Below are 17,682 nucleotides of genomic sequence, written 5' to 3'. Positions count from 1 at the left end.
GGCTGCATGGCAGCCCCTTGTAATCTCGGTTCAGGCCGGCTGTGGCGCCTTGAGGATGTTCTGCAGCAGCTGGACACTGTCAACGGCGTCATGACCCAGGCTGGTCAGGTAGCCGCCATCGGGTTGATCGGTCAGCCCCTTCTCATGCAGGCGTTTCGCAGCGGCGACCAGGGCAGGGGCGGCGTTGCTGTTTATCTTGATGCCTTCCTGGCTGCTGTCGTGTTTGAACAGCGCGAGTACTTCCAGTTCAGCGATCAGATCGGGGGTAAAAGACATGGCGACTCCTGACTTCCAGACAAGGATGGCGGCACCGCTTACGGTGCCTGACCTTCGAGTGTAGTCGGGTTATTCGTCCTCGCCTTGATCCATCTCAGGCGGCAGCTCCGGCAGCGCCCGCAAGGCGTTCTCGTACCACTCGCCGTCGAACGCGCGGTCTTCCACCAGCATGTTGTCGATTTCGAAGGCCAGCACATGGGCCATCAGGTTGAGGATGTCCTCGCGCTCGTAACCGACCAGGGTCAGCTTGTTGAAGGTGGCCTTGGCCGCAGGCGGTTCGCCGCTTTCAATCTGGTTTTCGATGGCCTGGGTCAGTGTCGCCTCGGCGAAGGCTTCGTCGTCATTGTCGATGTCGGTGGGCTCGCTCATGGCGGTACTCCTGTGATGGGATGCACAGTGTGCCACGCCCGTGGCGGCAATGCCCGGGCATTGACGGGGTGCATGACGCTGGTCAGGGGCGGGCTTAGAGTCTATAAAAGCCGGGCCAACCCCTTACGGCCTGGAGGCTGTTACCTCATGCTCAAGCTTCATGGATTCTCGGTCAGCAACTACTACAACATGGTCAAGCTAGCCCTGCTGGAAAAAGGCCTGCCCTTCGAAGAAGTCACCTTCTATGGCGGCCAGGCGCCACAGGCGCTGGAAGTGAGCCCGCGGGGCAAGGTGCCGGTGCTGCAGACCGAGCACGGCTTCCTCAGCGAAACCAGTGTAATCCTCGACTACATCGAGCAGACCCAAGGCGGCAAGGCACTGCTGCCGGCCGACCCGTTCGGGCAGGCCAAGGTGCGTGAGCTGCTCAAGGAAATCGAGCTGTACATCGAGCTGCCGGCGCGTACTTGCTATGCCGAGTCGTTCTTCGGCATGTCGGTTGAGCCATTGGTCAAAGAGAAAGCGCGTGCCGATTTGCTGGCCGGCTTTGCCACCCTCAAGCGCAACGGTCGCTTTGCGCCCTATGTGGCGGGCGAGCAGCTGACGCTGGCAGACCTGATGTTCTGCTTCTCGGTCGACCTGGCTTATGCCGTGGGCAAGAAAGTGCTGAACATCGACTTTTTGGCCGACTTCCCGCAGGCCAAGGCGTTGCTGCAGCTGATGGGCGAGAACCCGCACATGGCGCGGATCTTGGCGGACAAGGAAGCGTCGATGCCGGCCTTCATGGAGATGATTCGCAGCGGGAAACGCTAACCGGAGCTAGCGCTGAACCTGTAGGAGCAGCCTTGTGCTGCGAAGAGGCCGGTGCAGACACCCTCTATCCATGGTGTTTGCACCGGCCTCTTCGCAGCACAAGGCTGCTCCTACAAAAAGCAGGGCAGCGAGGCTGGCTTAACGCGAAGCCAGCAGCGCCTTGCCACGAACAACGGCAGCGCGTACCTGCGCCGGTGCCGTACCACCAATGTGGTCACGGGCATTCACCGAGCCTTCCAGGGTCAGCACGGCAAACACGTCCTGCTCGATCTGGTCGCTGAACTGGCGCAGTTCGTCCAGGCTCATCTCGGCCAGGTCCTTGCCGGTGTCCACGCCGTACTTCACCGCGTGGCCAACGATTTCGTGGCAGTCACGGAACGGCAGGCCACGGCGTACCAGGTAGTCGGCCAGGTCGGTGGCGGTGGAGAAACCGCGCAGGGCCGCTTCACGCATGATGGCGTGCTTTGGCTTGATCGCCGGGATCATGTCGGCAAAGGCACGCAGCGAGTCGCGTAGGGTGTCGGCAGCGTCGAACAGCGGCTCCTTGTCTTCCTGGTTGTCCTTGTTGTAGGCCAGCGGTTGGCCTTTCATCAGGGTCAGCAGGCCGGTGAGGGCGCCGAACACGCGGCCGCTCTTGCCACGTACCAGCTCTGGCACGTCCGGGTTCTTTTTCTGCGGCATGATCGAGCTGCCGGTGCAGAAGCGGTCCGGCAGGTCGATGAACTGGAACTGCGCGCTGGTCCACAGCACCAGCTCTTCCGAGAAGCGCGACAGGTGCATCATCGCCACGCTGGCAGCGGCGCAGAATTCGATGGCGAAGTCACGGTCCGACACGCCGTCCAGCGAGTTGCCGGCCACAGCTTCGAAGCCCAGCAGCTTGCAGGTCAGCTCGCGGTCGATCGGGTAGGTGGTGCCCGCCAGCGCGGCGCTGCCCAGGGGCATGCGGTTGGTGCGCTTGCGGCAGTCGACCAGGCGCTCGTAGTCGCGGCTGAGCATTTCGAACCAGGCCAGCAGGTGGTGGCCGAAGGTGACCGGCTGGGCCGTCTGCAGGTGGGTGAAACCGGGCATGATGGTTTCGGCTTCACGCTCGGCCTGCTCCAGCAGGCCCTGCTGCAGGCGGGTGATTTCGGCCAGGATCAGGTCGATTTCGTCGCGCAGCCACAGGCGGATATCGGTGGCCACCTGGTCGTTGCGGCTGCGACCGGTGTGCAGCTTCTTGCCGGTGATGCCGATGCGGTCGGTCAGGCGTGCTTCGATGTTCATGTGCACGTCTTCGAGGTCGACGCGCCAGTCGAAGTTGCCGGCTTCGATTTCGTCCTGGATGGTCTTCAGGCCATCGATGATGGTGTCGCGCTCGGCATCGCTGAGCACGCCGACCTGCGCCAGCATGGTGGCATGGGCGATCGAACCCATGATGTCGTGGCGGTACAGGCGCTTGTCGAAATCGACCGAGGCGGTGAAACGGGCGACGAAGGCGTCGACGGGCTCACTGAAGCGGCCGCCCCAGGACTGATTGGTCTTGTCGGTGCTCATGGATTCACTCATTGCAGGCGTGAACGAAAAAGTGGCGCCGATAATAGCAGGGTTGGGCTGGCTGCCGCAGGGCGCCGGTCGAGAGAAATGCCCGGAAAATGGCAGAGAAGGATTTTAAGGAATGAACGGCAGTGTTCCACGGACCGTCTACAGTTGGACAAAGGACTGGCGGTGAATCTGCCGTCCGAGTGAATCTTTGGCCATCGCACCGGTCTAGAGCGTGACCGCAGTGTCGCTCGAACTACACCTGTCTACGCTATACCTGTGCGAGACTCATTCAGGAATCCAGCGCAATTATGAATGTCCTGATCGTTGATGACGAACCCCAAGGCCGTGAACGCCTCAGCCGGCTACTCGGCGAACTGGAGGGTTATACCGTGCTGGAGCCTAGCGCCACCAACGGCGAGGAGGCCCTTGCGCTGATCGAAAGCCTCAAGCCCGATGTGGTCCTGCTGGACATCGGCATGCCAGGCCTGGATGGCCTGCAGGTAGCCGCTCGCCTGTGCGAACGCGAGGCGCCGCCGGCGGTGGTGTTTTGCACCGGGGATGACGAATACGGTGCCGAGGCATTCAAGGACAGTACCCTCAGCCATGTGACCAAGCCGTTCCAGGCCCAGGCGTTGCGCGATGCCTTGCGCAAGGCCGAAAAACCCAACCGCGCCCAGTTGGCGGCGCTTACCCGGCCGGCCAATGAAGGTGGCGGCCCACGTAGCCACATCAGTGCCCGCACGCGTAAAGGCATCGAGCTGATTCCTTTGCCCCAGGTGATCTATTTCATTGCCGACCACAAATACGTCACCTTGCGTCACGAGGCCGGGGAAGTGCTGCTCGACGAGCCGCTCAAAGCCCTGGAGGATGAATTTGGCGAACGCTTCGTGCGTATTCACCGCAATGCGCTGGTTGCCCGCGAGCGCATCGAACGCTTGCAGCGTACCCCGCTGGGGCACTTTCAGCTGTACCTGAAAGGCCTGGACGGTGATGCCCTGACAGTCAGCCGCCGGCATGTTGCCGGCGTGCGCAAGATGATGCAGACCCTCTGATACGGCGCCCGCATGGCAAGGGCTGCGCCCTTGTTCGCGGCTAAAGCCGCTCCCACAGGTGGATCATTGGCCTGTAGAGCGGCAGCTCACCCTGTGGGAGCGGCTTTAGCCGCGAAGAGGCCCTCAGGTGATCCACATCTGCAAGCGATAAAGGAGATGCTGTTATCATCGGCGGCATTTCTCTGGATCGGGGCGTTCCATGTCCACTCGCGAAATCCGCATTGCCACCCGTAAAAGTGCCTTGGCCTTGTGGCAGGCCGAATACGTCAAAGCCCGCCTCGAGCAGGCCCACCCCGGTCTGCTGGTGACCCTGGTGCCCATGGTCAGCCGGGGTGACAAGCTGCTCGACGCGCCGCTGGCAAAAATCGGCGGCAAGGGCCTGTTCGTCAAAGAGCTGGAAACCGCCCTGCTGGACAACGAAGCCGACATCGCCGTGCATTCGATGAAAGACGTGCCCATGGACTTCCCCGAAGGCCTGGGCCTGTACTGCATCTGCGAGCGTGAAGACCCGCGTGATGCCTTCGTTTCCAATACCTTTGACAGCCTTGAAGCGCTGCCTGCCGGCAGCATCGTCGGCACTTCCAGCCTGCGCCGTCAGGCCCAGTTGCTGGCGCGCCGCCCGGACCTGCAAATCCGCTTCCTGCGGGGCAACGTCAATACGCGCCTGGCCAAGCTGGATGCCGGCGAGTACGACGCCATCATCCTCGCCGCCGCCGGCCTGATCCGCCTCGGCTTTGAAGACCGCATCACCGCCACCATCAGCGTCGATGACAGCCTGCCTGCTGGCGGCCAGGGTGCGGTGGGCATCGAGTGCCGCAGTGCCGACCTCGAGATCCACGCACTCCTGGCGCCGCTGCACCATGCCGACACCGCCGACCGGGTAGTGGCCGAACGCGCCCTGAACAAACACCTGAATGGCGGCTGCCAGGTGCCGATCGCCTGCTACGCGGTGCTCGAAGGTGACCAGCTTTGGCTGCGTGGCCTGGTTGGCCAGCCGAGCGGGGGTACCCTGCTGGTGGCCGAAGCCCGTGCCCCGCGCGCTGCTGCCGAGACCTTGGGCGTACAGGTGGCCGAAGACCTGCTGGGCCAAGGTGCCGAGGCCATCCTCAAGGAAGTCTACGGCGAGGCCGGCCACCCGTGAGCCAATGGCGCCTGCTGCTGACCCGGCCTGCCGAGGACTGTGCGGCGCTGGCGCAAAGCCTGGCGGCAGCGGGGGTGGGCAGCAGCTGCCTGCCGCTGCTGGCGATAGAGCCCGTCACCGTGGAGCCCCGGCAACGTCTGCTGCTGGAAGGCCTGCATGGCTTCCAGGCGATCATCGTGGTCAGCAAGCCGGCTGCCAGGCTGTTGCTTGAGCAGCTGGCCGAAGCCGGCATGCAGCCGCCACGGCAAGGCTGGTTCACCGTGGGTGAGGCAACCGCTGCAGTGCTGCAGGGCGCCGGGCTGGAGGTAAACACTCCGCCGCGTGGCGATGACAGCGAAGCCTTGCTGGCGTTACCGGCCCTGCTTCAGGCCGTTGCCGTGCCTGCAGCGCGTGTCCTGGTCGTGCGCGGCGTCGGAGGTCGCGAACTGCTGGCAGAGCGTCTTGCAGAGCAAGGTGCTAGTGTCGAATATCTGGAACTGTATCGTCGCTGCCTGCCGGGTTACCCGGCGGGCACCCTGAAGCGCCGCATCGAAGCGGAACGCCTCAATGGCCTGGTGGTCAGCAGTGGGCAGGGTTTTGAACATCTGCAGCAGCTGGCCGGTGCGGATTGGCCGCAGCTGGCACGCCTGCCGCTGTTCGTGCCCAGCCCACGGGTTGCCGAACAGGCCCGGGCCGCCGGGGCCCAACAGGTTGTGGATTGCCGTGGCGCCAGTGCCACGGCCTTGCTGGTAGCCGTGCAGCGCAGCGCTGCACCTGCCTCTTAAGGCGCTAAGCTGAACGCGATGCGCCCCCATGCAAAGGATGGATACGTGAGCGAGACTGTCTTGTCCAATAATGATCAGCCGTCGGCACAGGCGCCGGCGGAACCCGTCACCGCCCCACCTGCCAAGCGCTCCGGCAGTGGCCTGGCAGCGCTGGCCTTGCTGCTGGGTGCGGCCGGGGTGGCAGTAGGTGGCTGGGGTGTCTGGCAGGTACGTCAACTGCAAGGCAGCGAGTTCAACCAGGGCCAGCACATCGAGGCGCTCACCCAGCGCGCCGAAGCCCTGCAGCAGCGCGAACAGCAGATCAGCGCGCAACTGGCCAGCCTGCCGGCGGCCAGCGAGCTGGAAGACCGCCGGCGCCTGGTGGCGCAATTGCAGGGCGACCAGCAGCGTCTCAGCCAGCGCCTGGAAACCGTGCTAGGCGAAAGCCGCAAAGAGTGGCGCCTGGCTGAAGCCGAGCACCTGCTACGCCTGGCTACCCTGCGCCTGTCGGCCTTGCAGGACATCACCAGCGCCAAGGCCCTGGTCGAGGGCGCCGACGAGATCCTGCGCGAGCAGAGCGACCCAGGCGCATTCGCCGCCCGCGAGCAGCTGGCGCGCAGCCTGGCCACCCTCGGCAGCACCCAGCAACCGGACCGTACCGGCCTGTTCCTGAAACTGGCCGCACAGCGTGAGCTGGTACAGCAACTGAGCGCGCAGTCGCCCGAGTTCGACAGCAATGCCGATGCGCTGGGTGCCCTGACCGCCGACGGCGATGGTGCCAGCCGGCTGTCGCAGTGGTGGGCAGAAATCTCCAAGTACTTCCAGATCGACTTCAACGCGGATGAAAACGTGCGGCCGCTGCTGGCCGGGCAGCAACTGAACCAGCTGCGCCTGGCCCTGAGCCTGACCATCGAGCAGGCCCAGTGGGCGGCGCTCAATGGTGACGCCAAGGTCTACACCCAGGCGCTGGACGACGCCCGCAGCGTGTTGTTGGCCAACTTCAACGCCGACAACCCGCAAAGCAAGGCAATGCTTGAGAGCCTCAATGCCCTGGCCGATCAGCCGGTGTCGGTGGTTACCCCCGACCTAAGCGAAAGCCTGGCGGCCGTGCAGGCCTACATTCAGCGCCGTCACCTGCCGGCTGAGGCTGAAGGGGGCAAACCATGAAGCGTGTCTACCTGCTGGCCGTGCTGGCAATCGTGATTGCCGCGGCACTGGGTATTGCGGTCGCCAAGCACAGCGGTTACGTACTGCTTTCCTATGGAAGCTTCCGCTATCAATCGGGGCTGTGGGCGGCCCTGGCCGGGCTGCTGGCCGTGGTCGCTGTGTTGTGGCTGTTGCGTTACCTGGTCGGCCTGGTGCTGACCTCCAGCGGTGTGGTCAACCCGTGGTCGCGGCGTAATCGCAGCCGGCGCATCCGTCTGGCCATCGAACAGGGCCAGCTGGACCTTGCCGAGGGCCGCTGGGCCAGTGCTCAACGCCACCTGCACCGTGCCGCCGAGGCCGAGCGCCAGCCGCTGCTGTACTACCTCGGTGCCGCCCGTGCTGCCAACGAGCAGGGCCGCACCGAAGACAGCGACAACCTGCTGGAGCGCGCGCTGGAGCGTCAGCCGCAAGCAGAACTGGCCATCGCCCTGACCCATGCGCAGTTGCAGATGGACCGTGGTGAAAGTGACGGCGCCCTGGAAACCCTGCTGGCCATGCAGGAACGCCACCCGCACAACAGCCAGGTGCTGCGCCTGCTGCAGCGTCTGTACCTGGAGCGCGGTGACTGGTCGGCACTGATCCGTCTGTTGCCCGACCTGCGCAAGGGCAAGGTGCTTCCTGCCGCCGAGCTGGCCGCCCTGGAGCAACGCGCCTGGGGCCAGAACCTGAGCCTGGCCACCACCCGTGGCGAAGACGCGCAAAGTGCACGTCAGGCCCTGGAACGCGCCTGGCAGCAGCTGACCGCGGCCCAGCGCCAGGAGCCGCAACTGGTGCTGGCCTACGCTGAACAATTGCGCCAGGTAGGTGCCCAGAACGAAGCCGAGCAGGTGTTGCGCACCGCCCTCAAGCGTGGATACGAAAGCCACCTGGCCCGTCTGTACGGCCTGGTGCGCGGTGATGACCCGGCGCGCCAGCTGCAAACCGCCGAAGGCTGGCTCAAGGATCACCCGCAAGACGCCAGCCTGTTACTGACCCTGGGCCGCCTGAGCCTGCAGAACCGGCTGTGGGGCAAAGCGCGGGACTACCTGGAAAGCAGCCTGCGCATGGAACGCAACCCCGAGGCCTGTGCCGAACTGGCTCGCCTGCTCGCTGGCCTGGGCGAGACCGAGCGCAGCAACCAGTTGTTCCAGGAGGGCCTTGGCCTGCTGGACGAGCGCCTGCTGGCGCTGCCCTTGCCAGAAGGCGTACGCGCCTGACCCACCCCAAAGCCCGCGCCAAGGTGCGGGCTTTGGGGTTGGGTAACTTTTCTACCGCTGCCAGTTAGATCTGCAGTGCAGTTCCTCAGCCGCCTCCTACCGTATCGCTTGAAATTTCCTACACCATTCAGCGACTTGTCGCTACTGTCGCGCCTTGATACAAAGCGCATCTTTCCTCTACCGTCTCACATCCCAACATCTTCCCCGGGACTTTCACCGCCCATGCTTCCGGCCCGTTTGCGCACCTTTTTCCTTCCTGCCTGCCTGGCCGCATTTGCGGTGCTGGTCGCGTCATACCACCTGGAAAACATACGGGGGTTGATGCCGTGCCCGTTGTGCTTCAGCCAGCGGCTGCTGCTAGCGGTGTACGCACTGCTGAGCCTGGCGGCGGTGCTGCAGGCACCAGGCACGCAGGGCACCCTCCATTACGCGCGGGCGACTCTGGGCTGCACGCTGGCTGGCGCGTTGCTGGCAGCACGGCATGTCTGGTTGCAGGGGGCCAGCGGTGCTATCCCTGTATGCCCGGTACCGATCGGGCGTGTGTTCGAGCAATCCTGGAGCGAGGCGGCGCGGCAATTGCTGCTCGGCGGCCCCGAATGCAGCTCGCTGACCTGGAGCTTTCTCGACCTGACGCTGCCTGAGTGGAGCCTGCTGGCCTTCCTGTTGCTGGCCGTGCCGCCCTTGAGTTGCCTGCTGGCGTATCGTTTCCGCACCCTGGCAAGAAGTTGACCTGGAACAAGGCTGGGCCACTAGCGCGACCAATGGCGTATTAACAGGGTATTAAACACTTGTATGAACTTTGTCCGCTGCGTACCTTGATGGGCAGCACGCGCGGGAATAATCTCCCAGCACGCATACCGAAAATACAACTGCTCGATGCCGTCCTGCTGATGTCACCTTTGTGCTGCGCGGTCGTGGTGCGAGGTGCAGCGGCATCTACCCAGAAGGGAAGAGATTGCCATGCTCGATAGTTGTCAGAATGCCCAGGAACGCTGGGGTGGGGTTCACGACCTGATCGACCGTTGGCTGAAGGCGCGCCAGGACCTGGTGCAGTCTTTCGGCGCACTGCGCGATTTGAAGCCAGCCTTCGCCGACAAGGACACCAACGGGGACTTTTGCGCGCTCCTGGTCGACTACGTTTCGGCGTGGCACTTCGAAGTTTGCGAGCAACTGGTCAGCGAGGCCAAAGCTTTCGGAGACGAGAAGGCGCTGAGGCTGGCCGAAGAAATCAACCCACGGATCAACGACAGTACCCAGATTGCACTGGCCTTCAATGACCAATGCACCAAGGGTGAGTGCAAGGACACCGAACGCTTTGCCGAAAAGCTAGGCAAGTTGGGCGGGCTGTTGCACGAGCGCTTCGAACTTGAAGACTGCCTGATCGAGGTGCTGCACAACGCACACAAGGAAGAGGGTGCGGTCCAGGCATGAGGGTTGGCGTCAGTCGCCAACCGCCAGCAATTCGATCTCGAACACCAAGGGTGTATAGGGTGCGATAAGGTCACCCGCGCCTTCGGCGCCATAAGCTTGCGCCGACGGAATTACCAGGCGCCATTTGGCCCCTGCGTGCATCCTTGGCAAGGCCACTTGCCACCCTTCGATCACCGAATCCAGGCTGAACCACTGGGGCGTCTGGTTCTGGTCGAACACCGAACCATCCGGCAGCCTGCCCACATAGCGTACCTGCACTTTGCCGCCAGCCTTGGGCTGCGCGCCTGTGCCTGGCTGCAGTTCACTGTAGAGCACACCTTCCGGTAGTTCGCGTACTCCATAACGGCCACGCTCGTTGGCCATGAAGCGTGTTTCGGCTGCCTGCAACTTCTGCGTGGCGGCGTCACCTTCCTGCGCTTCGTGTTGCTGGAGCACGGCCTGCATACGAGCCTTGTCGAGCTTCAAGGGTTGCCCCTGATAGGACTGCTTCAAGCCTTCGACCAGTGCGTCCAGTTGCAGGCCAGGCATATCCTGGCGCAGACGCTCACCCAGGCTGGCGCCCAGGCTGTAGGCGAGGTCATGGTCGTTGCTGTCGGCCATTGCAACTGGCACCAGCAGGCATAAACCTAATACAAGATATCGAGGCAATGCCCTGACTCCCAAATATCAGCAATGATTAATTCAGCAACTACACTTTCACGCAGCTGCAAGATAACAACTTTGCCCAGGCATGCAACGCGGCGTAAATATTACTGTCAACATGCCCTAGCGGCGGTAGCAGCAGAAGCATAGTATGAGCCGCAATCTCGTCAGCCAGGAGGTAAACCATGTCGGCCAAAAAGAAGCCAGTAAGTACGCCGTTACACCTGCTCCAGCAACTTTCGGGCAGCCTGCTCGAACACTTGGAAGATGCCTGCTCGCAAGCGCTGGCTGATGCGGAAAAACTGCTGGCAAAACTGGAAAAGCAGCGTGGCAAGGCCCAGGAAAAACTGCACAACGGGCGCCTCAAATTGCAGGATGCCGCCAAGGCAGGCAAAGCCAAGGCGCAGTCCAAAGCGCAAAAAGCCGTTGGTGAACTTGAAGGGCTGCTCGATGCCCTCAAGGAACGTCAAACCCAGACCCGCTCTTATATCCAGCAACTCAAGCGCGATGCTCAGGACAGCCTCAAGCTGGCCCAAGGTGTAGGCAAGGTTCGCGAAGCAGCAGCCAAAGCCCTTGACCAGCGCGCCGTCAAAACCACCAAGGCTGCCGCTGCCAAGCCAGCTGCCAGAACCACTGCAGCCAAACCTGCCGCGAAGCCAGCTGCCAAGGCTACTGCTGCAGCCAAACCTGCTGCGAAGCCAGCTGCCAAGGCTACTGCTGCAGCCAAACCTGCCTCCAAGCCAGCCGCTAAACCGGCTGCCAAGGCTACTGCTGCTGCCAAGCCAGCCGCCAAGCCAGCTGCCAAACCAGCTGCCAAGGCCACTGCTGCAGCCAAACCTGCCGCGAGGCCAGCTGCCAAGGCTACTGCTGCAGCCAAACCTGCCGCGAAGCCAGCTGCCAAGACTACTGCTGCAGCCAAACCTGCCGCGAAGCCAGCTGCCAAAGCGACTGCTGCCGCCAAACCTGCGGCCAAGCCTGCTGCCGCTGCCAAACCTGCAGCCAAGCCAGCGCCAGCCAAAGCCGCTGCCGCGAAACCAGCTGCGAAACCTGCGGCCAAGCCTGCTGCCGCCAAGGCTCCTGCACGTCCGGCCGCCAAGCCAGCTGCCGCCAAGCCTGTTGCCAGCAAGCCAGCCGAAGCCAAACCTGCTACGCCAGCCGTCAGCACCCCGGCCGCAGCAACCAACTCGGCCACCCCGGCCACTCCGGCCGCTTCGGCAGCACCTGCCAGCACCCCGGCTCAGGCACCGTCTTCGGCGTCTTGAAGCGCAGCCGCCGCGACGCGCAACAGATCCAGCGCGTCGTGGTGTCGGGCAGGGTCCGGCGCCAGCCGGGCCAGCCAGTCGTCCGTGGGCTCATGGGAGTCCGCGGGCCACCGTCGCGAGCATTCCTGCATACGCGCCAGCAGCGCTTTTTCTGCCTGTAATTCCAGCCCCTTCACCTGCTCACGCAACGCCGCCAGTTGCGTATCACCCGACGCTGATGCCCGCCATTGCTGGCGCAGGCTGCGTAACGGGCCCACCACTTCCCGCTGCCAGGGCGCGGCAATGTCGTGCAGGGCTTGTGCGCGCGCGTCCAGCAGGGCCACGCCACGTGCCTGCAGCCAGGTGGCGCACAGCAGCAGGCAGACATCGCCACCCTGCGCCTGTAGTTCAAGGCAGGCCGCTTCCACGCCGGGCCTCGCATACAGGGCCAAGGCGTAATTCCACAGGTCGGTGTGCATGGTTCCACTCGCGCTATGGGCCGAGGAAGCTGGTAGACTCCGCGACCATCATGATCAGACTAACCAATCTCACTTTACAGCGTGGTCCGCAGCGCTTGCTAGACGGCGCCGACATGACCCTGCACGCCGGTCACAAAGCCGGCCTGATCGGCGCCAACGGCGCCGGAAAATCCAGCCTGTTCGCCTTGCTGCGCGGTGAGCTGTCGCCCGATGGTGGCGATTGCCAGCTGCCCGGCGACTGGCGCATCGCCCACATGCGCCAAGAGGTCGACACCCTCGACCGCCTGGCCGTGGACTACGTGCTCGATGGCGATCTTCGCCTGCGCAAGGTCCAGGCCGAACTGGCTGCGGCCGAGCAGGCCCACGATGGCACCGCCCTGGCGCGCCTGCACAGTGAGCTGGAAGGCGCGGACGGTTATACCGCTGACGCCCGTGCGCGCAAATTGCTGGCGGGCCTGGGCTTCACCAACGAGCAGATGGACCGCCGCGTCGGCGACTTCTCCGGTGGCTGGCGGATGCGCCTGAACCTGGCTCAGGCGCTGATGTGCCCGTCCGACCTGCTGCTGCTCGACGAGCCCACCAACCACCTGGACCTCGACGCCATCCTGTGGCTGGAAGACTGGCTCAAGGGCTACCCCGGCACATTGTTGCTGATCTCCCACGACCGTGACTTCCTCGACGCCGTGGTCGACCATGTGCTGCACGTCGAGCAGCGCAAGCTGAACCTGTACAAGGGCGGCTACTCCGCCTTCGAGCGCACCCGTGCCGAACGCCTGGCGCAGCAGCAGCAAGCCTACGAGAAGCAGCAGGCACAGCGCGCGCACATGGAAAAGTACATCGCCCGCTTCAAGGCCCAGGCCACCAAGGCCCGTCAGGCACAAAGCCGGATCAAGGCCCTGGAGCGCATGGAGGAGCTGTCGGCGGCGCATGTCGACTCGCCGTTCGACTTCGTCTTCCGCGAGTCGCAGAAAATCTCCAGCCCGTTGCTGAGCCTGTCCGAAGGCCGCCTGGGTTATGGCGACAAGGCCATCCTCGACAAGGTCAAGCTGCAGCTCACCCCGGGTGCGCGAATTGGCCTGCTCGGGCCCAACGGCGCCGGCAAGTCGACCCTGATCAAGAACCTTGCGGGTGAGCTGGAGCCGTTGTCGGGCCGCCTGGTCCGTGGCGAGAACCTGGCGGTTGGCTACTTTGCCCAGCACCAGCTGGACTCGCTGGACGACAAGGCCAGCCCGCTGCTGCACCTGCAGCGTATTGCCCCCACCGAGCGCGAGCAGACCCTGCGCGACTTCCTCGGTGGCTTCGACTTCCATGGTGCCCGCACTGACGAGCCGGTGGTGAATTTCTCCGGTGGCGAAAAGGCCCGCCTGGCGCTGGCGCTGATTGCCTGGGAACGGCCGAACCTGCTGCTGCTCGACGAACCGACCAACCACCTGGACCTGGAAATGCGCCTGGCGCTGACCATGGCGTTGCAGGAGTTTGCCGGTGCTGTGGTGGTGGTGTCGCACGACCGTCACCTGCTCAAGAGCACGACCGATGACTTCCTGCTGGTGGCCGACGGCAAGGTCGAAACCTTCGACGGAGACCTGGACGACTACAGCCGCTGGCTGGTCGAGTACCGCCAGCGCAGCGCGCCGGCCAGTACGGCCCCGGTCAACCCGGACAAGACCGACAAGAAAGCCCAGCGCCAGGCTGCCGCAGCCTTGCGCCAGCAACTGGCACCGCACAAGAAGGCGGCCGACAAGCTGGAAACCGAGCTCAACCAGGTGCACGTGCAACTGGCCGAGATCGAGACCGCGCTGGGTGACGGTGGCCTCTACGAAGCGGCGCGCAAGGACGAGTTGCGTGACCTGCTGGCGCGCCAGACCAAGCTCAAGCAACGCGAAGGCGAGCTGGAAGAAGCCTGGATGGAAGCGCTGGAAACCCTCGAAAGCATGCAGGCCGAGCTCGAGGCGCTGTCCTGATGGAGGAACTGCGTTCGCTGCTGCCAGGGCAATGGATGGACACCTTCTGGCTGGGCTTGCAGATTCTGTTGATCCTGGTGGCGGCCTTCGTCCTGCAGCGCATCGTTGCTCGCGGGTTGAGCCGCCTGGGCCAGCGTTATCCGCTGCCGCCCGAGCTGCTGGTCCCGGTGCGTGGCGGCCTGCGCTGGCTGATCATGGGCAGCGCGCTGCTGTTTGTGCTGGAGCGCCTGGGGGTTTCGGCGACCGTGTTGTGGACGGCACTGTCCGGCTTTGTCGCGGTGGCGGCGGTGGCGTTCTTCGCCATGTGGAGCGTGCTGTCCAACCTGCTGTGCGCGGTGCTGATCTTCACGGTCGGGCCGTTTCGCATCGGTGATGTGGTCGAGCTGGTCGACACGCTGGACAAGCCGGGGGTGAAAGGGCGGGTGATCGCTATAAACCTGCTGTTTACCACCTTGCTGGAAATGCCCGAAGCGGGCGGGGCGCTGGTGCAGGTGCCCAATAGCCAGTTCTTCCAGAAGTCGGTCCGGCGCTGGCGCGGGGCCGAGGTACAGGCCCTGCACAAAGAAACAGCTGCCGAAGCCGACTAAACCTTTAATGGCCTCTTCGCGGATACAGGCGATAGAAATCCATCAGAAATCGCTGGTTATTTTTTCACCAAAACCTTAGCTTAACCTTTTGCAACAAGTGTTCGAGCGAGGTGTGTGATGTCGATGGAAGTATGGTTGGGCTTCTTTGCCGCCTGTTGGGTGATCAGCCTGTCACCCGGTGCCGGGGCAATTGCCTCGATGTCCAGCGGCCTGCAATACGGCTTCTGGCGTGGTTACTGGAACGCTCTGGGCCTGCAACTGGGCCTGATTGTGCAAATCGCCATTATTGCCGCCGGCGTCGGCGCCATCCTGGCCGCCTCGGCCACCGCCTTCCAGGTCATCAAATGGTTCGGCGTTGCCTACCTCGTCTACCTGGCCTACAAGCAATGGCGCGCCTTGCCGATGGACATGTCCGATGAGTCCGGCGTGCGGCCTATCGGCAAACCGCTGAGCCTGATGTTCCGCGGGTTCCTGGTCAACGTCAGCAACCCCAAGGCGCTGGTGTTCATGCTGGCGGTGCTGCCGCAGTTCATCAACCCGCATGCACCGCTGTTGCCGCAGTATGTGGCAATCACCGTGACCATGATCACCGTGGACATGCTGGTGATGGCGGGGTACACCGGCTTGGCTTCGCGGGTGTTGCGCTTGCTGCGTACGCCCAAGCAGCAGAAGCGCTTGAACCGGACTTTTGCCGGGTTGTTCATTGGGGCGGCGACCTTCCTCGCTACCCTGCGTCGCGCGCCGATCTGATCGGGCCACGGGCGCAAACACAGACTCTGTAGGAGCAGCCTTGTGCTGCGAAGAGGGCATTGCAGCCGAAGATGATCTTTAGCCTCACCGGCCTCTTCGCAGCACAAGGCTGCTCCTACAGGGATTGCGGAGCGGCCTTTATTTTTTCTGCTTGTCTACCAAGCCCGTCAGCAAGTCCACCGGCATCGGGAAGACAATGGTCGAGGTCCTGTCGCCCGCAATCGCCCCCAGCGTCTGCATATAGCGCAACTGCATCGCCCCAGGCTCCTTGCCCAGCATCTGCGCCGCCTGCATCAGCTTCTCTGACGCCTGCAATTCCCCCTCGGCATGGATCACCTTGGCCCGCCGTTCGCGTTCGGCCTCGGCCTGCCGGGCGATGGCGCGTACCATCGATTCGTTGAGGTCGACATGCTTGATCTCGACGTTGGCCACCTTGATGCCCCAGGCATCGGTTTGCGCGTCCAGCACCTGGCGAATATCCGCATTCAGTTGCTCACGTTCGGCGAGCAGCTCATCCAGTTCGTGCTTGCCCAGCACCGCACGTAGCGTGGTCTGCGCCAATTGGCTGGTCGCCACCAGAAAGTCCTCGACCTGGATGATCGCCTTTTGCGGGTCGAGCACGCGGAAGTAGAGCACCGCGTTGACCTTGACCGAAACGTTGTCGCGGGTGATTACATCCTGTGGTGGCACATCCAGCACCACGGTGCGCAGGTCTACCCGCACCATTTGCTGGATCACCGGGATCAACAGGATCAGCCCCGGCCCCTTCACCTGCCAGAAGCGCCCCAGCTGGAACACAACGCCGCGTTCGTATTCGCGCAGGATGCGAAACGCCGACAACAGCAGCATCGCCAGCACGATCAGCACGGCAGTGAAACCCACTTGCATGAACATGGTTATTCTCCTTGCGCCGCAGGCGCGGCGGCGCTCACGTCCAGCATCACGCCATGGCGCGCGGTCACCCGCACGTCCTGGCCAGCTTGCAGCGGCGTTGCGCACTGCACTTGCCATTCCTCGCCCTGGGCCAGTACCACGCCACGGAACGGGTTGCCTGCCATCACTTGGGTGACGGTGACCAGGCTGCCGACCAGGCTGGAGTCACCGCTGACCAGCGCCCGTTGACGTGCCTTGAGGGCCATGCCCAGCACGCCGCCGATCAACAGCGCCGAGAGCACTGCCAGGGTACCGATCAAGGCCAGCGGGATACCGTAGCCGGGTGCGTCGGTGTCGATCAGGATCAGCGCGCCGACCACAAAGGCAACGATGCCGCCAAACCCGACCACGCCGAAACTGGGCAGGAAGGCTTCGGCGATCATGAAAGCGATGCCCAGCAAGATCAGCGCCACCCCGGCGAAGCTCACCGGTAACAGCTGCAGGGCGTACAGTGCCAATAGCAGGCAGATGCCGCCGACCACGCCTCCCAAGGTAGAGCCGGGGCTCATGAATTCGAACAACAGGCCGTACACCCCGACCATGATCAGGATCAGCGCCACGCTCGGGTTGGTAATGACCGCCAGTACCCGGGTGCGCCAATCCGGCAGGTGCTCCACCAGGCTGGCGCCGGCTGTCTGCAACTGGTGTGGCTGGCCGGCGGCCTCCAGCGTTTTGCCGTCGAGTTTGCGCAGCAGGGCGGGCAGGTCGTCGGCTACCTGGTCGATCACATTCAGCCGCAAGGCTTCGCTGGCAGGAAGGCTGACAGCCTCGCGCACGGCCTTCTCCGCCCAATCGGCATTGCGCCCGCGCAGCTGCGCCAGGCCGCGGATGTACGCAGCGGCATCGTTGACCTGCTTGTGTGCCAGGGTTTCATCATCGCTGCCTTTGGTCTTGTCGTCCTTGGGCGCACCTGGGGGGGCGCCAATCTGTACGGGTGTGGCGGCCCCCAGGTTGGTCCCGGGGGCCATCGCGGCAACATGGCTGGCGTAGAGAATATAGGTGCCGGCGCTGGCAGCGCGGGCACCGCTTGGGGCCACGTAGGTGGCAACCGGCACGGGGCTGGCGAGAATCGCCTTGATCATCTGGCGCATGGCGCTGTCCAGGCCACCTGGGGTGTCCATGCGGATCACCACCAGTTGCGCGCCCTGGGCCTGGGCCTGGTCGAGGCTGCGTACCAGGTAGTCGGCGCTGGCCGGGCCGATGGCATCATCGATGCCCAGCACCCACACTGCACCGGGCGCTGCCTGGCCACCTGGCGTGATGCCAAGCAGCAACAGCAGCAACAGCCAGCGCCAGCAGCGGGCGATCACCTGTCGTCACCTCGTTTGGCCCTATTACACAAGT

Annotated in this window: 19 protein-coding genes; 12 read left to right on the top strand and 7 right to left on the bottom strand. The window is 63.8% G+C overall.

Annotated features, from left to right (window positions below):
• Positions 1–30 precede the first annotated feature (30 nt).
• Both SB765_RS19355 and SB765_RS19350 read right to left on the bottom strand, forming a co-directional pair.
• Positions 31–276, bottom strand: coding sequence for a TIGR02647 family protein (locus SB765_RS19355; protein ID WP_410931765.1), 246 nt, complete (start codon positions 274–276; stop codon positions 31–33).
• Positions 277–345: 69 nt separating this feature from the next.
• A complete protein-coding gene (locus SB765_RS19350) occupies positions 346–645 on the bottom strand; it encodes a hypothetical protein (protein ID WP_258654554.1) in 300 nt (99 codons plus the stop codon).
• A 147-nt stretch (positions 646–792) separates the two neighbouring features.
• On the opposite strand from SB765_RS19350, the gene SB765_RS19345 reads away from it, so the two are divergent.
• Positions 793–1,455, top strand: coding sequence for a glutathione S-transferase (locus SB765_RS19345; protein WP_410911065.1), 663 nt, complete (start codon positions 793–795; stop codon positions 1,453–1,455).
• A gap of 138 nt (positions 1,456–1,593) precedes the next feature.
• On the opposite strand, the gene argH is transcribed toward SB765_RS19345, so the two are convergent.
• Positions 1,594–2,988: an argininosuccinate lyase gene (argH, locus tag SB765_RS19340; protein WP_341797259.1), complete on the bottom strand. Its 1,395-nt coding sequence runs from the start codon at positions 2,986–2,988 to the stop codon at positions 1,594–1,596.
• Between the two features lie 296 nt (positions 2,989–3,284).
• Between argH and SB765_RS19335 the strand changes: the two genes are divergently transcribed.
• The 7 genes from SB765_RS19335 (at position 3,285) to SB765_RS19305 (ending at position 9,745) form a co-directional block, all read left to right on the top strand.
• Positions 3,285–4,028: a LytR/AlgR family response regulator transcription factor gene (locus tag SB765_RS19335; RefSeq protein ID WP_015268539.1), complete on the top strand. Its 744-nt coding sequence runs from the start codon at positions 3,285–3,287 to the stop codon at positions 4,026–4,028.
• A gap of 199 nt (positions 4,029–4,227) precedes the next feature.
• On the top strand, positions 4,228–5,169 hold the full coding sequence (gene hemC / locus SB765_RS19330; protein ID WP_063423168.1) for a hydroxymethylbilane synthase: 942 nt from the start codon (positions 4,228–4,230) through the stop codon (positions 5,167–5,169).
• Complete coding sequence (locus SB765_RS19325; protein WP_410911067.1) at positions 5,166–5,933, top strand: uroporphyrinogen-III synthase; 768 nt, start codon at positions 5,166–5,168, stop codon at positions 5,931–5,933. Before hemC ends, SB765_RS19325 begins: the two co-directional genes overlap by 4 nt.
• Before the next feature lie 45 nt (positions 5,934–5,978).
• Complete coding sequence (locus tag SB765_RS19320; RefSeq protein ID WP_258654561.1) at positions 5,979–7,079, top strand: uroporphyrinogen-III C-methyltransferase; 1,101 nt, start codon at positions 5,979–5,981, stop codon at positions 7,077–7,079.
• Complete coding sequence (locus SB765_RS19315) at positions 7,076–8,314, top strand: heme biosynthesis protein HemY (RefSeq protein ID WP_341797263.1); 1,239 nt, start codon at positions 7,076–7,078, stop codon at positions 8,312–8,314. The genes SB765_RS19320 and SB765_RS19315 overlap by 4 nt, the downstream gene beginning before the upstream one ends.
• A gap of 222 nt (positions 8,315–8,536) precedes the next feature.
• Positions 8,537–9,043 carry a disulfide bond formation protein B gene (locus SB765_RS19310; RefSeq protein ID WP_341797264.1) on the top strand — a complete coding sequence of 169 codons (507 nt, stop codon included), beginning with the start codon at positions 8,537–8,539 and terminating at the stop codon, positions 9,041–9,043.
• Positions 9,044–9,274: 231 nt separating this feature from the next.
• A complete protein-coding gene (locus SB765_RS19305; RefSeq protein WP_019471710.1) occupies positions 9,275–9,745 on the top strand; it encodes an Rsd/AlgQ family anti-sigma factor in 471 nt (156 codons plus the stop codon).
• Between the two features lie 9 nt (positions 9,746–9,754).
• Here the strand turns inward: SB765_RS19305 and SB765_RS19300 are convergent, their stop codons facing one another.
• Complete coding sequence (locus SB765_RS19300; RefSeq protein ID WP_410931764.1) at positions 9,755–10,393, bottom strand: FKBP-type peptidyl-prolyl cis-trans isomerase; 639 nt, start codon at positions 10,391–10,393, stop codon at positions 9,755–9,757.
• Positions 10,394–10,572: 179 nt separating this feature from the next.
• Here SB765_RS19300 and SB765_RS19295 point away from each other — a divergent pair, with 179 nt between their 5' ends.
• Complete coding sequence (locus SB765_RS19295) at positions 10,573–11,649, top strand: AlgP family protein (protein ID WP_341797266.1); 1,077 nt, start codon at positions 10,573–10,575, stop codon at positions 11,647–11,649.
• Here the strand turns inward: SB765_RS19295 and SB765_RS19290 are convergent.
• A complete protein-coding gene (locus SB765_RS19290; protein ID WP_410931763.1) occupies positions 11,625–12,107 on the bottom strand; it encodes a TIGR02444 family protein in 483 nt (160 codons plus the stop codon). The two genes, SB765_RS19295 and SB765_RS19290, sit on opposite strands and share 25 nt — an antisense overlap.
• Before the next feature lie 50 nt (positions 12,108–12,157).
• Here SB765_RS19290 and SB765_RS19285 point away from each other — a divergent pair, with 50 nt between their 5' ends.
• From SB765_RS19285 to SB765_RS19275, 3 genes are all read left to right on the top strand, one after another.
• The gene (locus SB765_RS19285; RefSeq protein ID WP_049274583.1) at positions 12,158–14,068 is read left to right on the top strand and encodes an ATP-binding cassette domain-containing protein; all 1,911 of its coding nucleotides are present in this window, start codon (positions 12,158–12,160) and stop codon (positions 14,066–14,068) included.
• Positions 14,068–14,655 (top strand): mechanosensitive ion channel family protein, encoded by a 588-nt coding sequence (locus tag SB765_RS19280; RefSeq protein ID WP_016497491.1) that lies wholly within the window; start codon positions 14,068–14,070, stop codon positions 14,653–14,655. Before SB765_RS19285 ends, SB765_RS19280 begins: the two co-directional genes overlap by 1 nt.
• A gap of 117 nt (positions 14,656–14,772) precedes the next feature.
• Entirely contained in the window at positions 14,773–15,405 is a 633-nt protein-coding gene (locus SB765_RS19275) for a LysE family transporter (RefSeq protein WP_341797268.1), read from the top strand.
• A 138-nt stretch (positions 15,406–15,543) separates the two neighbouring features.
• Here the strand turns inward: SB765_RS19275 and SB765_RS19270 are convergent, their stop codons facing one another.
• The gene (locus tag SB765_RS19270; RefSeq protein ID WP_341797269.1) at positions 15,544–16,299 is read right to left on the bottom strand and encodes a slipin family protein; all 756 of its coding nucleotides are present in this window, start codon (positions 16,297–16,299) and stop codon (positions 15,544–15,546) included.
• 2 nt (positions 16,300–16,301) lie between these two features.
• Entirely contained in the window at positions 16,302–17,648 is a 1,347-nt protein-coding gene (locus SB765_RS19265) for an NfeD family protein (protein WP_410931762.1), read from the bottom strand.
• Between the last annotated feature and the right edge of the window lie 34 nt (positions 17,649–17,682).

The organism is Pseudomonas sp. SIMBA_067 (genome assembly GCF_046534675.1).
Lineage (GTDB): Bacteria > Pseudomonadota > Gammaproteobacteria > Pseudomonadales > Pseudomonadaceae > Aquipseudomonas > Aquipseudomonas putida.
The sequence above is the reverse complement of the archived record's forward strand: the minus strand, read 5'-3'. Positions and strand labels throughout refer to the sequence as shown.

Excerpts from the sequence above, each read along its gene's own strand:
- SB765_RS19345 (WP_410911065.1), top strand. The coding sequence starts at position 793 with ATGCTCAAGCTTCATGGATTCTCGGTCAGCAACTACTACAACATGGTC.
- SB765_RS19350 (WP_258654554.1), bottom strand. The coding sequence starts at position 645 with ATGAGCGAGCCCACCGACATCGACAATGACGACGAAGCCTTCGCCGAG.
- SB765_RS19315 (WP_341797263.1), top strand. The coding sequence starts at position 7,076 with ATGAAGCGTGTCTACCTGCTGGCCGTGCTGGCAATCGTGATTGCCGCG.
- SB765_RS19335 (WP_015268539.1), top strand. The coding sequence starts at position 3,285 with ATGAATGTCCTGATCGTTGATGACGAACCCCAAGGCCGTGAACGCCTC.
- argH (WP_341797259.1), bottom strand. The coding sequence starts at position 2,988 with ATGAGCACCGACAAGACCAATCAGTCCTGGGGCGGCCGCTTCAGTGAG.
- SB765_RS19355 (WP_410931765.1), bottom strand. The coding sequence starts at position 276 with ATGTCTTTTACCCCCGATCTGATCGCTGAACTGGAAGTACTCGCGCTG.
- SB765_RS19305 (WP_019471710.1), top strand. The coding sequence starts at position 9,275 with ATGCTCGATAGTTGTCAGAATGCCCAGGAACGCTGGGGTGGGGTTCAC.
- hemC (WP_063423168.1), top strand. The coding sequence starts at position 4,228 with ATGTCCACTCGCGAAATCCGCATTGCCACCCGTAAAAGTGCCTTGGCC.
- SB765_RS19270 (WP_341797269.1), bottom strand. The coding sequence starts at position 16,299 with ATGTTCATGCAAGTGGGTTTCACTGCCGTGCTGATCGTGCTGGCGATG.
- SB765_RS19285 (WP_049274583.1), top strand. The coding sequence starts at position 12,158 with ATGATCAGACTAACCAATCTCACTTTACAGCGTGGTCCGCAGCGCTTG.
- SB765_RS19295 (WP_341797266.1), top strand. The coding sequence starts at position 10,573 with ATGTCGGCCAAAAAGAAGCCAGTAAGTACGCCGTTACACCTGCTCCAG.
- SB765_RS19310 (WP_341797264.1), top strand. The coding sequence starts at position 8,537 with ATGCTTCCGGCCCGTTTGCGCACCTTTTTCCTTCCTGCCTGCCTGGCC.
- SB765_RS19275 (WP_341797268.1), top strand. The coding sequence starts at position 14,773 with ATGTCGATGGAAGTATGGTTGGGCTTCTTTGCCGCCTGTTGGGTGATC.
- SB765_RS19290 (WP_410931763.1), bottom strand. The coding sequence starts at position 12,107 with ATGCACACCGACCTGTGGAATTACGCCTTGGCCCTGTATGCGAGGCCC.
- SB765_RS19280 (WP_016497491.1), top strand. The coding sequence starts at position 14,068 with ATGGAGGAACTGCGTTCGCTGCTGCCAGGGCAATGGATGGACACCTTC.